The organism is Bradyrhizobium sp. CCBAU 45394 (genome assembly GCF_028128655.1).
Taxonomy (GTDB): Bacteria; Pseudomonadota; Alphaproteobacteria; order Rhizobiales; family Xanthobacteraceae; genus Bradyrhizobium; species Bradyrhizobium diazoefficiens.
The window spans coordinates 269635-284863 of sequence record NZ_LBIX01000172.1 but is presented as its reverse complement, the minus strand read 5'-3'; the positions used below and the strand labels follow the sequence as shown (position 1 = coordinate 284863).

16 protein-coding genes are annotated in these 15229 nt (G+C 65.8%); 7 read left to right on the top strand and 9 right to left on the bottom strand.

What is annotated here, in order from left to right:
* Nucleotide 1 precedes the first annotated feature (1 nt).
* From WN73_RS30905 to dapA, 4 genes are read right to left on the bottom strand one after another with little or no spacing between them, the layout of a single operon-like run.
* Nucleotides 2–409 carry a MaoC/PaaZ C-terminal domain-containing protein gene (locus WN73_RS30905; protein ID WP_028172095.1) on the bottom strand — a complete coding sequence of 136 codons (408 nt, stop codon included), beginning with the start codon at nucleotides 407–409 and terminating at the stop codon, nucleotides 2–4.
* 11 nt (nucleotides 410–420) lie between these two features.
* Entirely contained in the window at nucleotides 421–1584 is a 1164-nt protein-coding gene (locus WN73_RS30900; RefSeq protein ID WP_271556018.1) for an acyl-CoA dehydrogenase family protein, read from the bottom strand.
* The gene (locus WN73_RS30895) at nucleotides 1581–2771 is read right to left on the bottom strand and encodes a CaiB/BaiF CoA transferase family protein (protein ID WP_271556016.1); all 1191 of its coding nucleotides are present in this window, start codon (nucleotides 2769–2771) and stop codon (nucleotides 1581–1583) included. The genes WN73_RS30900 and WN73_RS30895 overlap by 4 nt, the downstream gene beginning before the upstream one ends.
* Nucleotides 2772–2785: 14 nt before the next feature.
* The gene (dapA, locus tag WN73_RS30890; RefSeq protein WP_271556134.1) at nucleotides 2786–3694 is read right to left on the bottom strand and encodes a 4-hydroxy-tetrahydrodipicolinate synthase; all 909 of its coding nucleotides are present in this window, start codon (nucleotides 3692–3694) and stop codon (nucleotides 2786–2788) included.
* A 184-nt stretch (nucleotides 3695–3878) separates the two neighbouring features.
* Between dapA and WN73_RS30885 the strand changes: the two genes are divergently transcribed.
* The 6 genes from WN73_RS30885 (at nucleotide 3879) to WN73_RS30860 (ending at nucleotide 9497) form a co-directional block, all read left to right on the top strand.
* Nucleotides 3879–4964: a LacI family DNA-binding transcriptional regulator gene (locus WN73_RS30885; protein ID WP_271556014.1), complete on the top strand. Its 1086-nt coding sequence runs from the start codon at nucleotides 3879–3881 to the stop codon at nucleotides 4962–4964.
* Nucleotides 4965–4967: 3 nt separating this feature from the next.
* Entirely contained in the window at nucleotides 4968–5336 is a 369-nt protein-coding gene (locus WN73_RS30880; protein ID WP_028172100.1) for a tautomerase family protein, read from the top strand.
* 12 nt (nucleotides 5337–5348) lie between these two features.
* A complete protein-coding gene (locus tag WN73_RS30875) occupies nucleotides 5349–6491 on the top strand; it encodes an acyl-CoA dehydrogenase family protein (protein ID WP_028172101.1) in 1143 nt (380 codons plus the stop codon).
* Between the two features lie 16 nt (nucleotides 6492–6507).
* Complete coding sequence (locus WN73_RS30870; RefSeq protein ID WP_028172102.1) at nucleotides 6508–8091, top strand: acyl CoA:acetate/3-ketoacid CoA transferase; 1584 nt, start codon at nucleotides 6508–6510, stop codon at nucleotides 8089–8091.
* 9 nt (nucleotides 8092–8100) lie between these two features.
* Nucleotides 8101–8589 carry a MaoC family dehydratase gene (locus tag WN73_RS30865; protein ID WP_028172103.1) on the top strand — a complete coding sequence of 163 codons (489 nt, stop codon included), beginning with the start codon at nucleotides 8101–8103 and terminating at the stop codon, nucleotides 8587–8589.
* Nucleotides 8590–8660: 71 nt separating this feature from the next.
* A complete protein-coding gene (locus WN73_RS30860) occupies nucleotides 8661–9497 on the top strand; it encodes an ABC transporter substrate-binding protein (protein ID WP_028172104.1) in 837 nt (278 codons plus the stop codon).
* A gap of 45 nt (nucleotides 9498–9542) precedes the next feature.
* On the opposite strand, the gene hydA is transcribed toward WN73_RS30860, so the two are convergent.
* Genes hydA through WN73_RS30835 form a run of 5 tightly spaced genes read right to left on the bottom strand, consistent with a single transcriptional unit; the run spans nucleotide 9543 to nucleotide 14320 of the window.
* Nucleotides 9543–11003 carry a dihydropyrimidinase gene (gene hydA / locus WN73_RS30855; protein WP_074077099.1) on the bottom strand — a complete coding sequence of 487 codons (1461 nt, stop codon included), beginning with the start codon at nucleotides 11001–11003 and terminating at the stop codon, nucleotides 9543–9545.
* The gene (locus WN73_RS30850) at nucleotides 10964–11701 is read right to left on the bottom strand and encodes a maleate cis-trans isomerase family protein (protein ID WP_028172106.1); all 738 of its coding nucleotides are present in this window, start codon (nucleotides 11699–11701) and stop codon (nucleotides 10964–10966) included. The genes hydA and WN73_RS30850 overlap by 40 nt, the downstream gene beginning before the upstream one ends.
* A gap of 3 nt (nucleotides 11702–11704) precedes the next feature.
* Complete coding sequence (locus tag WN73_RS30845; protein ID WP_011086077.1) at nucleotides 11705–12481, bottom strand: ABC transporter ATP-binding protein; 777 nt, start codon at nucleotides 12479–12481, stop codon at nucleotides 11705–11707.
* Nucleotides 12481–13332, bottom strand: a complete 852-nt coding sequence (locus WN73_RS30840) for an ABC transporter permease (RefSeq protein ID WP_039184144.1) — start codon at nucleotides 13330–13332, stop codon at nucleotides 12481–12483. The genes WN73_RS30845 and WN73_RS30840 overlap by 1 nt, the downstream gene beginning before the upstream one ends.
* Nucleotides 13316–14320: an ABC transporter substrate-binding protein gene (locus WN73_RS30835; protein ID WP_011086075.1), complete on the bottom strand. Its 1005-nt coding sequence runs from the start codon at nucleotides 14318–14320 to the stop codon at nucleotides 13316–13318. The genes WN73_RS30840 and WN73_RS30835 overlap by 17 nt, the downstream gene beginning before the upstream one ends.
* 174 nt (nucleotides 14321–14494) lie before the next feature.
* On the opposite strand from WN73_RS30835, the gene WN73_RS30830 reads away from it, so the two are divergent.
* Nucleotides 14495–15229 carry a GntR family transcriptional regulator gene (locus WN73_RS30830; protein ID WP_231166670.1) on the top strand — a complete coding sequence of 245 codons (735 nt, stop codon included), beginning with the start codon at nucleotides 14495–14497 and terminating at the stop codon, nucleotides 15227–15229.

The following is a 15229-nucleotide window of genomic DNA, read 5'->3' as shown; positions in this document are numbered from 1 at the left end:
CTCAGCCCTTCGCGAACGGAACCAGCGTCGCGGTGCCGTCCACCACGGTCGCCCCCGAGGGCGACAGCGTGCAGGTGACGCGGCAGACCGCGTCATCACCGGCAACCGAGACGATCTCGGCCTTGGCCTCGACGGACTCGCCGACAATCACCGGCGCAGCGAAGTTCAGCGCGATGCTGCCGATCCGCCGCGTCGGTCCGCCGAGCTGGCTGAGGCAGGTCGTGGCAAGGCCGCCGACCGCGAGCTCGAAGGCGACCATGTTGGAGGCGCCGGCCTTCCTGGCGCGGACGGCGTCCACATAGAGACCGCCGAGATTGCCGCTGATGCCGGTGAACATCGCCTGCTCCGCGACCGTCATGGTCTTGCGGAAGGCGAAGACGGCGCCGGGCTTGAGAGGTGCGTGAGACATCGGTCGTTTCCCTAGAGCTGCAAGCCATTCTTGATGGTGCTGCGCGCGACCAGCATGCGGTGGATTTCGGAGGTGCCGTCATAGATGCGGGTGACGCGCGCGTCGCGATACATGCGCTCCAGCGGCAGGTCCTTGCTGAAGCCCATGCCGCCGAACACCTGGATGGCGCGGTCCACGACGCGGCCCTGCATCTCGGAGGCCGCGACCTTGATCATCGAGACCTTGTCCCGCGCATCCTTGCCCTGATCGATGTCCCAGGCGGCGTTCATCACCATCATCTTGACGCCGAAGATCTCGGTGGCGGAATCGGCGATCAGTTTCTGCACCATCTGGAAGTCACCGATGAGCTGGCCGAACTGACGCCGCTCGCCGGCATGCTTGCGCATCATCTCGAGCGCACGCTGCGCCATGCCGACGGCACGCGCCCCGATATGGGCGAGACGGATCTGGAGCACGCTCTGCATGATCAGCTTGAACCCGCCGCCAACCTCGCCCAGCACGGCCGCTTTCGGAATGCGGCAGTCCTCGAAGGCCAGCTCAGCGTGGCCATAGCCGCGGTGGCCCATCATCGGCTGCGTGCGTGCGACCTTGAAGCCGGGTGTGGTACGATCGACCAGAAACAGCGTGATGCCGCCCCGCGCGCGCTTTTCCTTGTCGGTCAGCGCCATCAGGATCACGTAATCGGCGATGTCGCCGTCACTGATGAAATGCTTGGTGCCGTTGAGCACCCACTGGTCGCCGTCGAGATGAGCGGTCGTGCTGATCGAGGCGGCGTCGGAGCCGGCGCCCGGCTCGGTGATCGCCATGGCGCAGATCTTGTCGCCCTTCACCGTCGGCAGCAGATAACGCTCGACCTGATCGCCCTTGCAGGCCATCAGCATCGGATAGACCTGGCCGAACACGCGGCGGATCAACGCATCGGAGGTCTTGCCGAACTCCTCCTCGACGAGACAATGCTCGACGCAGGACAGCCCGCCACCACCGACATCGGCCGGCATGTTCATCGCATACAGGCCGAGCTTCTGGGCCTTGGCCTTGGTCACCGCCAGCGCATCGGGCGGCACCTTGGCCGTCTGCTCCACGACGTCTTCGAGCGGCTGCACCTCCGTCTCGACGAAGCGGCGGACGGTATCGACCAGCAGGCGCGTATCCTCAGGGATTGAAAAGTCGATCATCGCGCCACTCCCACCGCCTTGCCGGCGATCATCGCGTCGATGTCGGCAGCGCCGTAGCCGATCTCGCCGAGCACCTCGCGCGTCTGTGCACCTAGCCGCTGCGGCACCAGCCGCACCTCCGGCGTCCGGCCGTCATAGCGAGCGGGATGCGCCACCATCCGGATTTGCGCGCCGCCGGCACTCTCGGCGCTCTTGAACACGCCGAGATGCTTGAGCTGGGGATCGGCCTCGAGGTCGCGATAATCCTGTACCGGCGCGTGCCAGATCCGCGCCGCCTCGAGCGAGGGCAGCCAATCGGCCGTCGACTTCTGCTTCAGACGCGTCGCGACGATCCGCGTGATCTCCTCGCGCTTCGAGAAACTGTCGGCCTCGCCGAACCGCTTCAACTCTTCGCAGTCAAGCCCTGCCGCGAGCGCCTTGGGCGCCGCCATGGAGATCGCGAGATGGCCGTCGGCCGTCGCATGAATGCCGTAAGGCCCGGGGCTGAACCAGGCGGCAATTCCGGCCGGACCGCGTGGCGTCGGCGACGGCGCGCCATTGAGCCAGGCGGTCAGCGGCTCGACCTGGAGATCGAGGGCGGCCTGATAGAGGTTGACCTCGACGAGTTGCCCCGTCCCCGTCTTGGTCCTGGCAAACAGTGCGGCGAGAATGCTCATGGCATAGAGCGAGGCCGCATGCTGATCGACGATCACCGCACCGACAGCGGTCGGCTCGCCGTCGGCACGTCCGGTCCGCATCACAAGGCCCGACATCGCCTGAAGCAGCAGATCCTGGCCGGGACGATCCTTGTAGGGCCCTTCCGATCCGAACCCGGTCGCCACCGCATAGATCAGGCCGGGGTTGATCGCCTTGAGCGTGTCGTAGCCGAGGCCGAGCTTGGCCATGGTGCCCGGCCGGAAGTTTTCCATCACGACGTCGGCGGTCGCGACCAGCTTCTTCACCGCGGCGATGCCGTCGGGATGCTTGAGATCGACCGCGAGACTGCGCTTGTTGCGCCCGGTCGCCAGGTGATTGACGCTATCACCCGCGACGAAATGATTGGCCACCGCCCAGTTGCGCTGAAACGCGCCCTCGATCGGCTCGACCGCGATGACGTCGGCGCCGAGATCGGCGAGCGTCTGCGCGGCCAGCGGGCCAGCGAGGTAATGATTGAAGCTGAGGATTTTGACGCCATCGAGCAGGTTCATCGATCACACCAGGTCTAAGCGGCTGCAATGGACGCGCCGCGCCACGCGAGACCGAACGTCTTCACCAGCGCCAGCGCGGCCGCGTCCTGCGCGGCCGGCAACGGCAGTCGCGGCGGGCGCGGGCCGCCGACCGCAAGGCCCATATGGCCGAGCAGCGCCTTGCTGCCGGCGACATAGGCCTGGCCGCCGACGAACTCGATCACCGGCAGATATTTCAGATAGAGCTCGCGCGCCTCCTTGATGGCGCCCTCGTCTGCGACGAGGCTGAAGATGCGCGCCATCTCGGACGGCACCACATTGGAGGCCACCGCGACCCAGCCTTGCGCGCCCTCGACGAAGGATTCGAAGCCGAGGATGCCGCCGAACACGGTCATCCTGTCGCCGCAGAGCCGGATGATGTCGCGCACCCGCGTCACCTCCAGCGTCGACTCCTTGATATAGAGACAGTTGTCAATCTCGGCGATGCGCGCCACGAGCTGTGGCTTGAGATCGACATTGGCGGTCGCCGGGTTGTTGTAGACCATGATCGGCAGCGCGATCGCGTCGGCCACCGTCTTGTAGTGATGGACGAGCTCATCGTCGGTCGGCGTCGAATAGAACGGCGGAATGATCATGACGCCGTCGGCGCCCAGCTTTTCGGCACGGCGGCTGAGGCGCACGACCTCGCGGGTATCCTCAGCACCGGTGCCGATCAGCACGGGCACACGCCCCGCGGCCTGGCCGATGACGACCTCCGCCACCAGCGCCTTCTCGTCGTCGTCGAGAGACAGGAATTCGCCGGTCGAGCCGAGCGGGATCAGCCCATGAATGCCTTCCGCGATCTGCCAGTCGACGAAGGCGCGCAAGGCTGCGACATCGACCTCGCCCGCTGCCGTGAACGGGGTGATCATGACGGTGTAGGTGCCGCGGAACGTCTTCATCAGGGAACTGCCGGGTGCTCGGGTGAATTCAGGCGATGGGTGCCGCCTGCGGAATATCCGCACGCCTTATGCAATCGTTTGCATAAATGGCTCTGCATTGGGCAACACCATCCATTTTTTGAGCTTGATCCGCGTGGAATAAGCTCATAGCGTTTCTGCAATCGATTGCAGTCTATCGGCAGGTTTGATGACCGTCACGCTCAAAGATGTGGCACAGGCGGCCCGCGTTTCGGTCAGTACCGCCTCGCGCGCACTGACTGGAACCGGCTTGACCAGCGAGCGCACGCAGCAGCGCCTGACGCGCATCGCGCGTGAGCTAGGCTATCGGCCGAACCCCATCGCGCGCGGACTGAAGACCGGACAATCGCGGCTCGTCGCGCTTCTGGTTCACAACCTCACCAACGCCTCGTTCCAGGTGATGGCCGAAGTGGTGCAGGCGCGCCTGAAGGCGCTGGGTTATCAGATGCTTCTGTGCATCGGCGGCGACGATCCGCAGCAGGAGAGCGACACCCTCACCACGCTGGTCGACCATCGCATCGACGGGCTGATCGTGGTGCCCACCGGCAAGAACGGCCCGCAGCTCAAGGCGTTGGCGAAGGACGTCCCGATCGTCTGCCTGGTGCGGCGCGACGACGCAACCGATCTCGAGACCGTGCTCGCCGACGATCCGCAGGGCGCCTATCTCGGCACGCGCCACCTGATCGAGCTCGGCCACAAGCGCATCGGGTTGATCGTCGGCCGCCAGGACACGACGTCCGGCCGCGAGCGGCTGTCCGGCTATGTCCGCGCGCTACGCGAGGCCGGTATCGCCAGGGACGACACATTGATTCATGCCGGCCATTTCGTCCCCGAGACCGGTGCGACGGGCTGCCGCAAGCTGCTGGACCTCCCGCGCCCGCCGAGCGCGATCTTCGTGGCCAACCACGAGGCAACGCTCGGCGTGCTGCGCGTGACGGCGGAGCGGAACATCGCGATCCCCGACGACCTCTCGCTGCTCTGCTACGAGGACATGCCGTGGTTCGAATGGCATCGCCCCGCCATCAGCATCGTCGACAACGGCGCGCGCGATCTCGCCAATCTCGCCGTCGACCGGTTGCTGCAACGCATGGATGCGAAGGGCAACGGCAATAACGGCGTTCGCGAATATCGCGTCGGCGCCCGGCTGATCAAGCGCGACTCCTGCCGCCAGTTCGATGCCCCGCCCCCTGCGAGATCCGCGAAGTCCAAATCATCTTCATCCAAATCATCTGCGGCCAAATCCGCGAAGGTCTGATCGATGCCCTATGTCGAAGTGCTCGCCCCGCAAGCCCCAAACCAGCGCAAGGCCGCGCTGGCGAGGTCCGTGACCGACGGCCTGATGTCGGCATTCGGCGTCACCGCTGATACGGTCACGCTCTATTTCCTGAACATTGCGCCCGATGACTACGCCCATGCCGGCACGTTCGGCGCGCAGGCCACCGGCCAGCGCATCCTGCTCAAAGTGCACGCGTTCCGCCGCAGCGAGGCCGAGCGCCGCGCCGCCGCCATCGCGCTGACCCGCGGCGTATGCAGCGCCTATGGCGTGCCCGGCGATGACGTCGCGGTCTATTTCCTCGATCGCGACCGCAGCGAGGTCTCCCACGATTCCAAGCTCGCCAGCGACTGACGGGAGCACACCATGGACCGCTTTTACAGCCAAGACCAGAAAGCCCTGCGCGAGACCGCCCGTCGCTTCGCCGAAGCGGAGATTTTGCCGCGCGCCGCCACGATCGACCGCGAGGACCGCTTCGACCGCACGCTCTACAAGGGCATGGCCGATCTCGGCCTGTTCGGCATCTGCCTGCGCGAAGGCGCCGGAGGCGCCGGCCTGGATGCAGTCGCGGCCTGCATCGCGATGGAGGAGCTGGCGCGATGCTCCGGCGCAGTCGCCAATGCCTTCGCGATCCCCGTCGAGGCGGTGCTGTTCTTCGACCATCACGGCACCGACGCGCACAAGGCACTGATCCCGAAAATTCTCAGCGGCGACATTATTCCTGCGACCGCCGTCTCGGAGCCCGACCATGGCTCCGACGTCGCCGGCATCCGCACCCATGCGGTGCGCGAGAGCAACGGCTGGCGGCTCAACGGCACCAAGGCCTGGGTGACGCTCGGCGGTGTCGCCGACCGCATCATGGTGTTCGCGCGCACCGGCAGCGAGGCGGGCCACCGTTCCATCTCCTGCCTGCTGGTCGACGGCGCCCTGCCCGGCATCGCCCGCGGCAAGAACGAGGAGCTGCTCGGCATGCACGGCCTCGACGACTGCCAGATCACCTTCTCCGACGTGCGCCTGCCGGCCGACAGTGTGATGGGGCCGGAGAACCAGGCCTTCAAGATGGCCATGAGCAATTTCAACTTCAGCCGGCTGATGATGGCCTCGATGGCGCTCGGCATGGCGCAGGCCGCGTTCGAGGACGCCACCGCCTATGCCCGCGACCGCAAGCAGTTCGGCCAGGCCATCATCGGCTTCCAGGCGGTTCAGTTCATGCTCGCGGACATGTCGACCGACATCGCCGCCGCGCGGCTTCTGATCCACCACGCCGCGCGCCTGCACGATGCCGGCGAGCCAATCGCCAAGGAGGCGGCGCAGGCAAAGCTGTTCACCACCGACATGGCGATGAAGCACGTCTCCAACGCGCTGCAGATCCACGGCGGCAACGGCTATTCGCGCGAGTACCGCATCGAGCGGATCTTTCGCGACGTCCGCCTCGCCCAGATCTACGAGGGCACCAACCAGATCCAGCGGCTGATCATCGCCCGCCAGGTCGAGAAGGAGGCCGCGTGATGCGGGGCGTGCAATCATGCTGAGCATCATCACGGCGGCAGAGGCCGCCGGCCTCATCCGCGATGCCGATTCGCTGATCGTCGGCGGTAATGGCGGCACGGGCGCGGCCGAAGCCATTCTCGACGCGCTGGAGCGGCGTTTCCTCGGCGGCCAGGGCCCGCACAATCTGACGCTGATCAACATCACCGGCGTCGGCGCCGTGACCGAGAAAGGCCTCTGCCATCTCGCCCATGAGGGCCTGATCGCGCGCGTGATCGGCGGCAATTTCGGCTTGCAAGTGCCGTTCATGCGCCTCGTTCGCGACGAGCTGATCGACGCCTACAATTTCCCGCAAGGGGTGATGAGCCAGCTCTGCCGTGCCATGGCGGCGAAACATCCTGGCGTGCTCACCCATGTCGGCCTCAACACCTATATGGACCCGCGCCAGGACGGCGGCCGCATGAACAAGCGCACCACCGCGCCGCTGGTCGACCTGCTCGAACTGCACGGCCAGTCGTGGCTGCTCTACCGCGTCCCCGCCCCGCCCGATGTCGCCATCATCCGCGGCACCTCCGCCGACGAAGACGGCTATGTCAGCATGGAGCACGAGGGCACGACGCGCGAGGATCTCTCGATCGCGCAGGCCGTGCACAATGCCGGCGGCACCGTGATCTGCCAGGTCAAGCGCATCGTGAAGCGCGGCTCGATCCATCCGCAGATGGTCAAGATCCCCGGCTTCCTGATCGACCACATCGTGCTCGAGCCCGATCAGATGCAGACCTACGGCACCGCCTACGATCCGGCGCGCTGCGGTGAAACGCGTGTGCCCGAGGCGATGATCACGCCAGATCCGCTGACCGAGCGTCGCGTGATCGCCCGCCGCGCCGCCTTCGAGCTGCGCCCGCGCGACGTCGTCAATCTCGGGGTCGGCATCTCCGCGATGATCCCCAATGTCGCGGCTGAGGAAGGCATCTCCGACCTGATCACGCTGACGGTGGAATCCGGCGTGGTCGGCGGCGTGCCCGGGCACGCGCGCGAGTTCGGCACCGCGATCAATCCGCGTGTCATTCTCGACCAGGCCTATCAGTTCGACTTCTACGACGGCGGCGGGCTGTCTTGCGCCTTCCTCTCCTTCGCGGAGGTGGACGCGGCTGGCAACGTCAACGTCACCCGCTTCGGCGATCGCCGCGATGGCTCCGGCGGCTTCATCGACATCACGCAGAACGCCAAGCGATTGATCTTCAGCGGCACCATGACCGGTGGCAAGTTCGATATCGGCGTCGAGAACGGGCGCCTCGCGATCCGGCGCGACGGCGCCTTCCGCAAGTTTGTGCCGCAGGTTGGCCAGATCAGCTTCAGTGCCTCGCTCGCCGCGCAGCGCGGCCAGCACGTCAGCTATGTCACCGAGCGCGCCGTGTTCGAACTGGAGAACGGCAGCGTGACCTTGACCGAGATCGCGCCGGGCGCTCGCCTGGAGGAGGACATCCTCGCGCATATGGGCTTTCGGCCGCGCATCAGCCCGCAACTGAAGGACATGGATCCGCGCATCTTCCGCTCCGGGCCCATGGGCATCGCGCAGAGCTTCAAGGCCTTGCCGGCGCGGCCGCGCAAGGTCGCCTGAGGATTGGGCATGGACACCAGCGCCCCGATCAATCTCCGTTACGAGGACATCGCGCTCGGCACGGAGTTCGAGACCGCCGCGCACACCGTGACGGAGGCCGATATTGCTGTCTTCGCCGACGTCACGCGCGACCATCATCCGCTCCACCTCGATGCCGGCTATGCGAAGTCGCGCGGTTTTCCCGCGGTGATCGGCCACGGACTGTTCGGCCTGTCGCTGATGGAAGGGCTGAAGTCGGAGTTGAAGCTGTACGAAGAGACCTCGGTCGCCTCGCTTGGCTGGGACGAAGTCAAATTCAAAGGTCCTATCGTCGCCGGCGATAGCTTGCGCGTGCGTTTCCGTTTCGTCGAGAAGCGGCCGACCAAAAATCCCGCGCGCGGCATCGTCATCGAGACGCTCGACCTTCTCAACCAGCGCGATGAGGTGGTGACCACCGCCCGCCACACCTCGCTGATCCTGACCCGGCAGGCCGATCGCGACGCGACGGCGGCCATTTGACGAGACAATGAAGAAGACGTCGGACCGGAGAACGGCTCCTCTGCCACCCACGATTTGATCGGAGTATTCAGATGCGATTTCTCAAGATCTTCTCCGCCTTCGCCCTGCTGGTCGGCCTGTCCCAGGCCGCCGGCGCCCAGACCTGCACGCCGAAGGTGCCGGCCTCGAGCCTGATCGAAGCGCCGAAGTGGCAGATGTCGATCAACCCGACGCTGCCGCCGCAGCAATTCGTCGACGACAAGGGCGAGTTGCAGGGCCTCAATGTCGAGCTCGCCCGCGAGATCGCCAAGCGCATCTGCGTCGAGCCGGTGTTTCTGCGCATGGACTTCCCGCCGATGATCCCGGCGCTGCGCTCGGGCCGCTTCGATGCCATCAACACCGGCCTGTTCTGGACCGAGGAGCGGTCCAAGATGCTCTACCTCGTGCCCTACGCGCAGCAGGCGATCAGCATCTACACCGATCCCTCCTCCAGCCTGAAGCTGGAGAAGTTCGAGGATCTCGCCGGCCGCGTCGTGGGCGTGGAATCGGCGACCTACACCGAGCGCAAGGCGCGCGAGTTCAGCACCGCGATGGAGGCCAAGGGCCTGAAGCCGATCGAGCTGCGCACCTTCACCACTGTCACCGCCACCTCAGCGGCGCTGCGTGCCGGTCAGCTCGAGGCCGCGCTCAACATCAACGAGACCGCCAACTCGCTCGAACAGAAGGGCATCGCAAAGATCTGGGTCCGCGACATCGCCGGCACCGACATCACCCTCGCCTTCCGCGACAAGCTGCTGGCCCAGGCCGTTGCCGATGCGCTCACCGCGATCCGCGCTGACGGCACCTATGACAAGCTGTTCGACAAGTTCGGCATGACCAAGCTGAAAACCACGACATTCGCCATCCGCGGCGACGGACCGACGAACTGACGGCGGAGATCGCCGACCCGATGTGATCCTCACATCGTGTGAGGATCACACCAGGCTGGACTTGCCGCGGCTCAGCACCTCGCCCGCGCCCTTGTCGCCGACGATCCTGCCGTGCTCGTACACCACGCGGCCCCGGGCAACGGTCGTGACGGGCCAGCCGGTGACGTCAAAGCCCTCCCACGGCGTGTAGTCTGCGCCGTGATGCAGATCGGCCTGCTGGATCGGCTTCTTCAATTTGGGGTCCCACAGCACGATATCGGCATCGAAGCCGACACCGATCGAGCCCTTGCGCGGATAGAGGCCGTAGATGCGCGCATGGTTGGTCGCGGTCAGCTCGACGAATTTTTGTAGGCTGATCCTTCCCTTCGACACGCCCTCGGAGAACAGGATCGGCAGTCGCGTCTCGACACCGGGGATGCCGTTTGGCACCCAGCGGAACGAGGTGCGCGAATTCGGTGTCAGCTTGCCCTTCGGGTCGTCGTAGCGGAACGGGCAGTGGTCGGACGAGAAGGTCTGGAACACGCCTGATGTAATGCCCTCCCAGATCGCCTGCTGGCTTTCGGCATCGCGCGGCGGCGGCGAACAGACGTATTTCGCGCCCGTAATGTCCATGTTCAGGCCCTTCATGTCGTCGGCCGTCAGCGTGATGTATTGCGGACAGGTCTCCGCATGAACAGGCAATCCGCGCTGCTGAGCCCAACGCACCTGCTCCATCGCCTCGCGGCCGGAGACATGGACGATCATGATGGGGACGCCGACGATTTCGGCATGGCTGATGGCGCGATGGGTCGCCTCGCGCTCGACCGCCTGCGGCCGCGAGACGCCGTGATAATAGGGCGCGATATGGCCCTCGCGCTCCAGCTTGGTGGTCAGGAAGCGGATGGCGTCGTAGCCCTCGCAATGGACCATGACCAGCGCCTCCTCGCGGCGCGCGACGTCGAAGACCTCGAGCAACTGCTTGTCGCTGAGCACGAGGTCGTCATAGGTCATGAACACCTTGAACGAGGTGTAGCCGTCCTTGACGAGGGCCGGCAGTTCCTGCCCGAGCACGACCGCGGTCGGATCGGAGATAATGAGATGGAAGGCGGTGTCGATGTAGCACTCGCCCTCGGCGAGCTTGCGGTAGTTCTCGACGCAGGTCCGCAGCGAGGTGCCCTTCTCCTGAAGCGCAAAGGGCAGCACCATGGTGTTGCCGCCGGCGGCCGCCGCGCGCGTCGCCGAGGCGAAGTCGTCGGCCATCACCACGTCGGGGCCGGAAGCTTGCGAGATGTGCACGTGGCTGTCGATGCCGCCCGGCAGTGCCAGCAGGCCCGTCGCGTCGATCTCGCGCGCCGCACCCTCGAGATGATCGGCGATGCTGACGATGCGGCCGTCACGGATGCCGATATCCGCACGAAACTCGTCGCTGGCCGTCACGATGGTGCCGCCGCGAATGGCGAGATCGAGCTGCGTCACTGATGTCTCCGTCACTTGATGGCTGGCATTGTCTGGAATATCCGGCCCCATTCCGCAAGAGCCGCAATGTCGCCGCCGGCAAGGCTCAGGGTCCGCCACAGCGTGACCGCGACCGAATCGAGCACGGCGATATCCAGTTCCCGCTCCAGCGAGGCGGCCAGCGCGGCCCCGTCGAGATTGGTGCAGAGGATGACGATCGCATCCGATCCTTCCGCCGCCACCGCGCGGATCATACCCGCAATCGTCGCCGGCGCGACCTCGCCGAAGGAAAAATTGTCGCGCAGTCCAAGATGCCGCTCGGCACGCGGGGCGATCCCCTCCTCGGCCCAGACCTCTGCGATCCGCCGCTGCACGTCGTCCGTATAGGGCGAGACCAGGCCGACGCGTTTGGCACCGAGCGCCCGGGCGGCATCGATGCAGGCGAGCGTCGACGTCGTCGCGGGCACGCCTGTGCGCGCCGTGATCGCCTCACAAAGGTTCCTGTCGCGGCCGATGCCGAGCCAGCTTGCGGACGTGCCGTTCCAGGCGATCGCGTCGACTTTCGCATCCGCCAGCAGGTCCGCCGCCGGCAGCATCACCGAGGCGTCGAACTGGCTCAGCGCGGCGGCGTCCAGCGCAATCTCGGTGACGCGGAAGCGTGAGAAATGCGCGGTGACATCGGCCACGCCACGCAGCATGGCGCTGGTGACGGGCTCGAGCACCGAGTTGGACGATGGCGTGATCATGCCGAGACGCTTGCGCATGACCATACTCTACGACGCCTGCGCGAGGCGCGTCGACTCCTCCCGGATCAGAGCCAGGATGTGGCGCTTGGCGTCGTTGAATTCGGGGCTGGTGATGTCGCGCGGACGCGGCAGGTCGAAATTGACGGCCTCGCGGATCCGACCGGGCCGCTTGGTCATCACCACGATCTTGTTGCCGAGCACCAGCGCCTCGTCGACACTGTGGGTGACGAACACGATGGTGCAGCGGCGCTTCTGCCAGATCGCGACCAGTTCCTCCTGCATTTCGAGCTTGGTCTGGGCGTCGAGCGCCGCGAACGGCTCGTCCATCAGGATGACGCTCGGGTTCATCAGCAGCGCGCGGGCTATCCCGACCCGCTGGTTCATGCCGCCGGACATCTCGGACGGATGATGGTGCTCGAAGCCACGCAGGCCGACGAGATCGATGAACTCCATGGCGCGGTGATGCCGTTCGGCCTTGCCGACGCCCTTGAGCTTGAGATGGAACGCAATGTTGTCGATCGCCGTCAGCCACGGCATCAGGGTCGGCTGCTGGAACACCACGCCGCGGTCCGAGCCGGGCCGCTCCACCTGCTTGCCGCCGACCAGCGTGCGGCCGCTCGTCGCCTGCTCGAAGCCGGCGATGATGTTGAGCAAGGTTGACTTGCCGCAGCCGGACGGGCCGAGCAGGCAGACGAAGTCATTGGCCTCGATGTCGAGATTGATGTTGTCCAGCGTCAGGAGATCGCGGCCGCGCCGCTTGTCGGAGAATACCTTGACGATGTTGCGAAGCTCGATTGCCGCCATCAGCCTGCCCTGCCCTGCACGGTGGTCGTCTGCTGCCAGCGCAGCGTGCGCGCCATGATCGCCTTGAGGCCGAGGTCGGAGAGATAGCCTAGCAGCCCGATCGAGATCATCGCGGCAAGCACGATGTCGTAGCGCAGGAAGTAGTAGGAATCCCACAGGACGTAGCCGAGGCCGCTCTTCACCGCGACCATCTCGGCCGTGACCGTCAGCATCCAGGCCGATCCGACCGCGATGCGCAGGCCTGCGAAGATCGAGGGCAGCGCCGCCGGCAGCACGATATCGGTCAACATCTGCCGCTGGCTTGCGCCCATCATCGCGCCGGCACGCACGAGATTGTGGTCCACGGTCTTCACCCCGTGAATGCTGTTCATCAGCACGGGAAAGAAGGCGCCGAGGAAGACGAGGAAGATCGCGGGCTTGTCGGCGATGCCGAACCAGATGATCGCCAGCGGAATCCAGGACACCGGCGGGATCGGCCGCAGCATCTGCAGCGTCGGCTCCAGCGTCTTCTCGAACAGGCGCGACCAGCCGATGGCGACGCCGGCGAGAATGCCGAGCGCGCTTGCCAGCGCAAAGCCGCCGAAGACGCGAAGAGCGCTGGCGAGCGCATCGCGCAGCCAGTGCCCCGAATAGGTCTGCGTGGTCTCGTCGAAGCCGAACACCCAGTCGCCGAGCGCATGCAGCACCGCGCTCGGCGCCGGCAGCAGCGCCGGCGGCAGCATGCCGCTGCGGGCAAAGGCTTCCCAGCCCGCGATCAGCAGCGCGGGGACGACGACGCGTTCGAGCCCCTGAAACGCCCGTGTCAGCCGGAACGCCGGCTTGGCCGGCGCGGCATCAATAACCGAGGTCATTCTTGGCTTTTCCCGTGGCCTGCTCCAGGAACGAATAGTCCATGTTCTTCTCCGCTTCCGCGGAGACGTCCTTCGCAATGTATTTGAGGTCGCGCATCATCGCGGCGATCGCGAGCGTCTGCGAGCGATGGATCGCGGGATCCGGCGAAGCGTTCTTCAGCGCCTCGGTCGCCACCGTCTTGTCGAGGCCGGTGAGCTTGTTGATGACCTCGATCCATGGCCCCTTGTCGGCGATCAGCTTGTTGTCGAGCTCGACCACGGCGCTGACGACGCCCTGGACACCGGCGCGCTGGCTCGCGATCACGTCGGAACGGGTGACGATCAGGTTGGTGAGATTCCCCGCGGCCTGGTCGTAGGGCAGCACGAAGTGCTTGCCGGCGCCGGCGAGCCGGATCTGCGAGGCAAACGGCTCGACCGAGCAAATCATGTCGACCTCGCCGCGCTGGAGCGCCGCGAGATGGTCCGACGGATTCGGAATGTTGATGAACTGGATGTCCTTGTTCGGATCGACGCCCTGCTTGAGGAACGCGCCGCGCATGTGGATGTCCTGCGCATTGCCGCGGGACGCTGCGACCTTCAGCGGCTGGCCGTCGCTCTTCGCCTTCAGAGCGGTCGTCTTGAAAGTGGTCCAATCCTCAGGGGGAAGGTTCAGTTTCGCGGAGGAGAGACATTCCGAGCCGCCATTGATCTGGCCTGATACGGCGACGACGTCAAAGCCTTTGTCGAGCGCGGTGATGTAGTGGAGGTAAGTGACCTGCGCGACGTCGATGCTCTTCGACACCAGCGCGGTGAGCACGTCATTGCCCGAGTTGAAGCCGGTGGCCTCGACCTCGACACCCTTCGCCATGCCTGCAATCAGCGACATCGGCAGGCAGTGCGCGCATTTGGCGTAACCGAGCTTGATCTTGGCGGTCTGCGCGGAGGCGAGATCGCTGCCACCGAACATCGCCGCCATCACCACGAGGCCCCATCGCAAACTCGTCCGCATCGCTCACTCCGTTTCGAAGGCGCGAGGTCTCGCGCGTCACCAGAGATCATCGGCCGGCCTTTGCGGCAGCGCAACGGGGATTCTGCATGCTGCATACAATTTGCGCGTTGTGCCATTGTTTTCAGCGAGATGCGTCGGTATTTTGGGCAAGTCAAAGGGCTGGAAACGGCTAAGATGAGCGGAAGCAGTGAGGCACGCGTGCAGCAGAAATCGGAAGCGCCGAAGGGACGAAAGTCGCCCAAACTCAAGCGGATGGGCCTGCATGAGCGCGCCGCCGCGCGGATGCGGACGATGATCATCCGCGGCGAGCTGCCGCCGGGATCGCAGACCCAGGAGACCAGGCTGTCGAAAGAGCTGGGCGTGTCGCGCACGCCCTTGCGCGAGGCGATGAAGGTGCTCGCGGCCGAAGGGTTGATCGAGCTACGCCCCAATCGAAGCCCTCGCATCGCCGACATCGCGGTCGATGGCATCTCGGAGCTGTTCGAGGCACTGTCCGGGATCGAACGGCTGGCCGCCGAGCTTGCCGCGGAGCGCGCCACCGAGCGCGATCTCGCCCGCCTGCGCACGCTTCAGACCCGCATGGAGGGTCATCACCGCAACGGCAAGCTCGACGATTACTTCGCCATCAACGGCGAGATCCACAACACCATCGTCCGCATGGCGCGCAACACGCCGCTGCGCGAGGCGCACGAGACGCTGATCTCCCGCGCCGAACGCGCGCGTTACCTCGCGCTCGGCGCCGACCGCCGCTGGAGCAATTCGGTCGACGAGCACGCCGATATCCTGGCAGCGCTCGAGGCGCGCGACAGCGAAGCGGCCGGCCGCCTGCTCGGCGCCCATGTCCGGCGCACCGGCACTGCCCTGCTCGAAGTGATCGCCGCCTCTCAAGCCAAGCAGACGGCGGCGTGA

Bases quoted from the DNA above. Each gene is read 5' to 3' on its own strand.
- WN73_RS30905 (WP_028172095.1), bottom strand. From the start codon at position 409: ATGTCTCACGCACCTCTCAAGCCCGGCGCCGTCTTCGCCTTCCGCAAG.
- WN73_RS30875 (WP_028172101.1), top strand. From the start codon at position 5,349: ATGGACCGCTTTTACAGCCAAGACCAGAAAGCCCTGCGCGAGACCGCC.
- WN73_RS30840 (WP_039184144.1), bottom strand. From the start codon at position 13,332: ATGACCTCGGTTATTGATGCCGCGCCGGCCAAGCCGGCGTTCCGGCTG.
- hydA (WP_074077099.1), bottom strand. From the start codon at position 11,003: ATGGGGCCGGATATTCCAGACAATGCCAGCCATCAAGTGACGGAGACA.
- WN73_RS30830 (WP_231166670.1), top strand. From the start codon at position 14,495: ATGAGCGGAAGCAGTGAGGCACGCGTGCAGCAGAAATCGGAAGCGCCG.
- WN73_RS30860 (WP_028172104.1), top strand. From the start codon at position 8,661: ATGCGATTTCTCAAGATCTTCTCCGCCTTCGCCCTGCTGGTCGGCCTG.
- WN73_RS30880 (WP_028172100.1), top strand. From the start codon at position 4,968: ATGCCCTATGTCGAAGTGCTCGCCCCGCAAGCCCCAAACCAGCGCAAG.
- WN73_RS30835 (WP_011086075.1), bottom strand. From the start codon at position 14,320: ATGCGGACGAGTTTGCGATGGGGCCTCGTGGTGATGGCGGCGATGTTC.
- WN73_RS30865 (WP_028172103.1), top strand. From the start codon at position 8,101: ATGGACACCAGCGCCCCGATCAATCTCCGTTACGAGGACATCGCGCTC.
- WN73_RS30845 (WP_011086077.1), bottom strand. From the start codon at position 12,481: ATGGCGGCAATCGAGCTTCGCAACATCGTCAAGGTATTCTCCGACAAG.
- WN73_RS30895 (WP_271556016.1), bottom strand. From the start codon at position 2,771: ATGAACCTGCTCGATGGCGTCAAAATCCTCAGCTTCAATCATTACCTC.
- WN73_RS30850 (WP_028172106.1), bottom strand. From the start codon at position 11,701: ATGGTCATGCGCAAGCGTCTCGGCATGATCACGCCATCGTCCAACTCG.
- WN73_RS30900 (WP_271556018.1), bottom strand. From the start codon at position 1,584: ATGATCGACTTTTCAATCCCTGAGGATACGCGCCTGCTGGTCGATACC.
- WN73_RS30870 (WP_028172102.1), top strand. From the start codon at position 6,508: ATGCTGAGCATCATCACGGCGGCAGAGGCCGCCGGCCTCATCCGCGAT.
- WN73_RS30885 (WP_271556014.1), top strand. From the start codon at position 3,879: ATGACCGTCACGCTCAAAGATGTGGCACAGGCGGCCCGCGTTTCGGTC.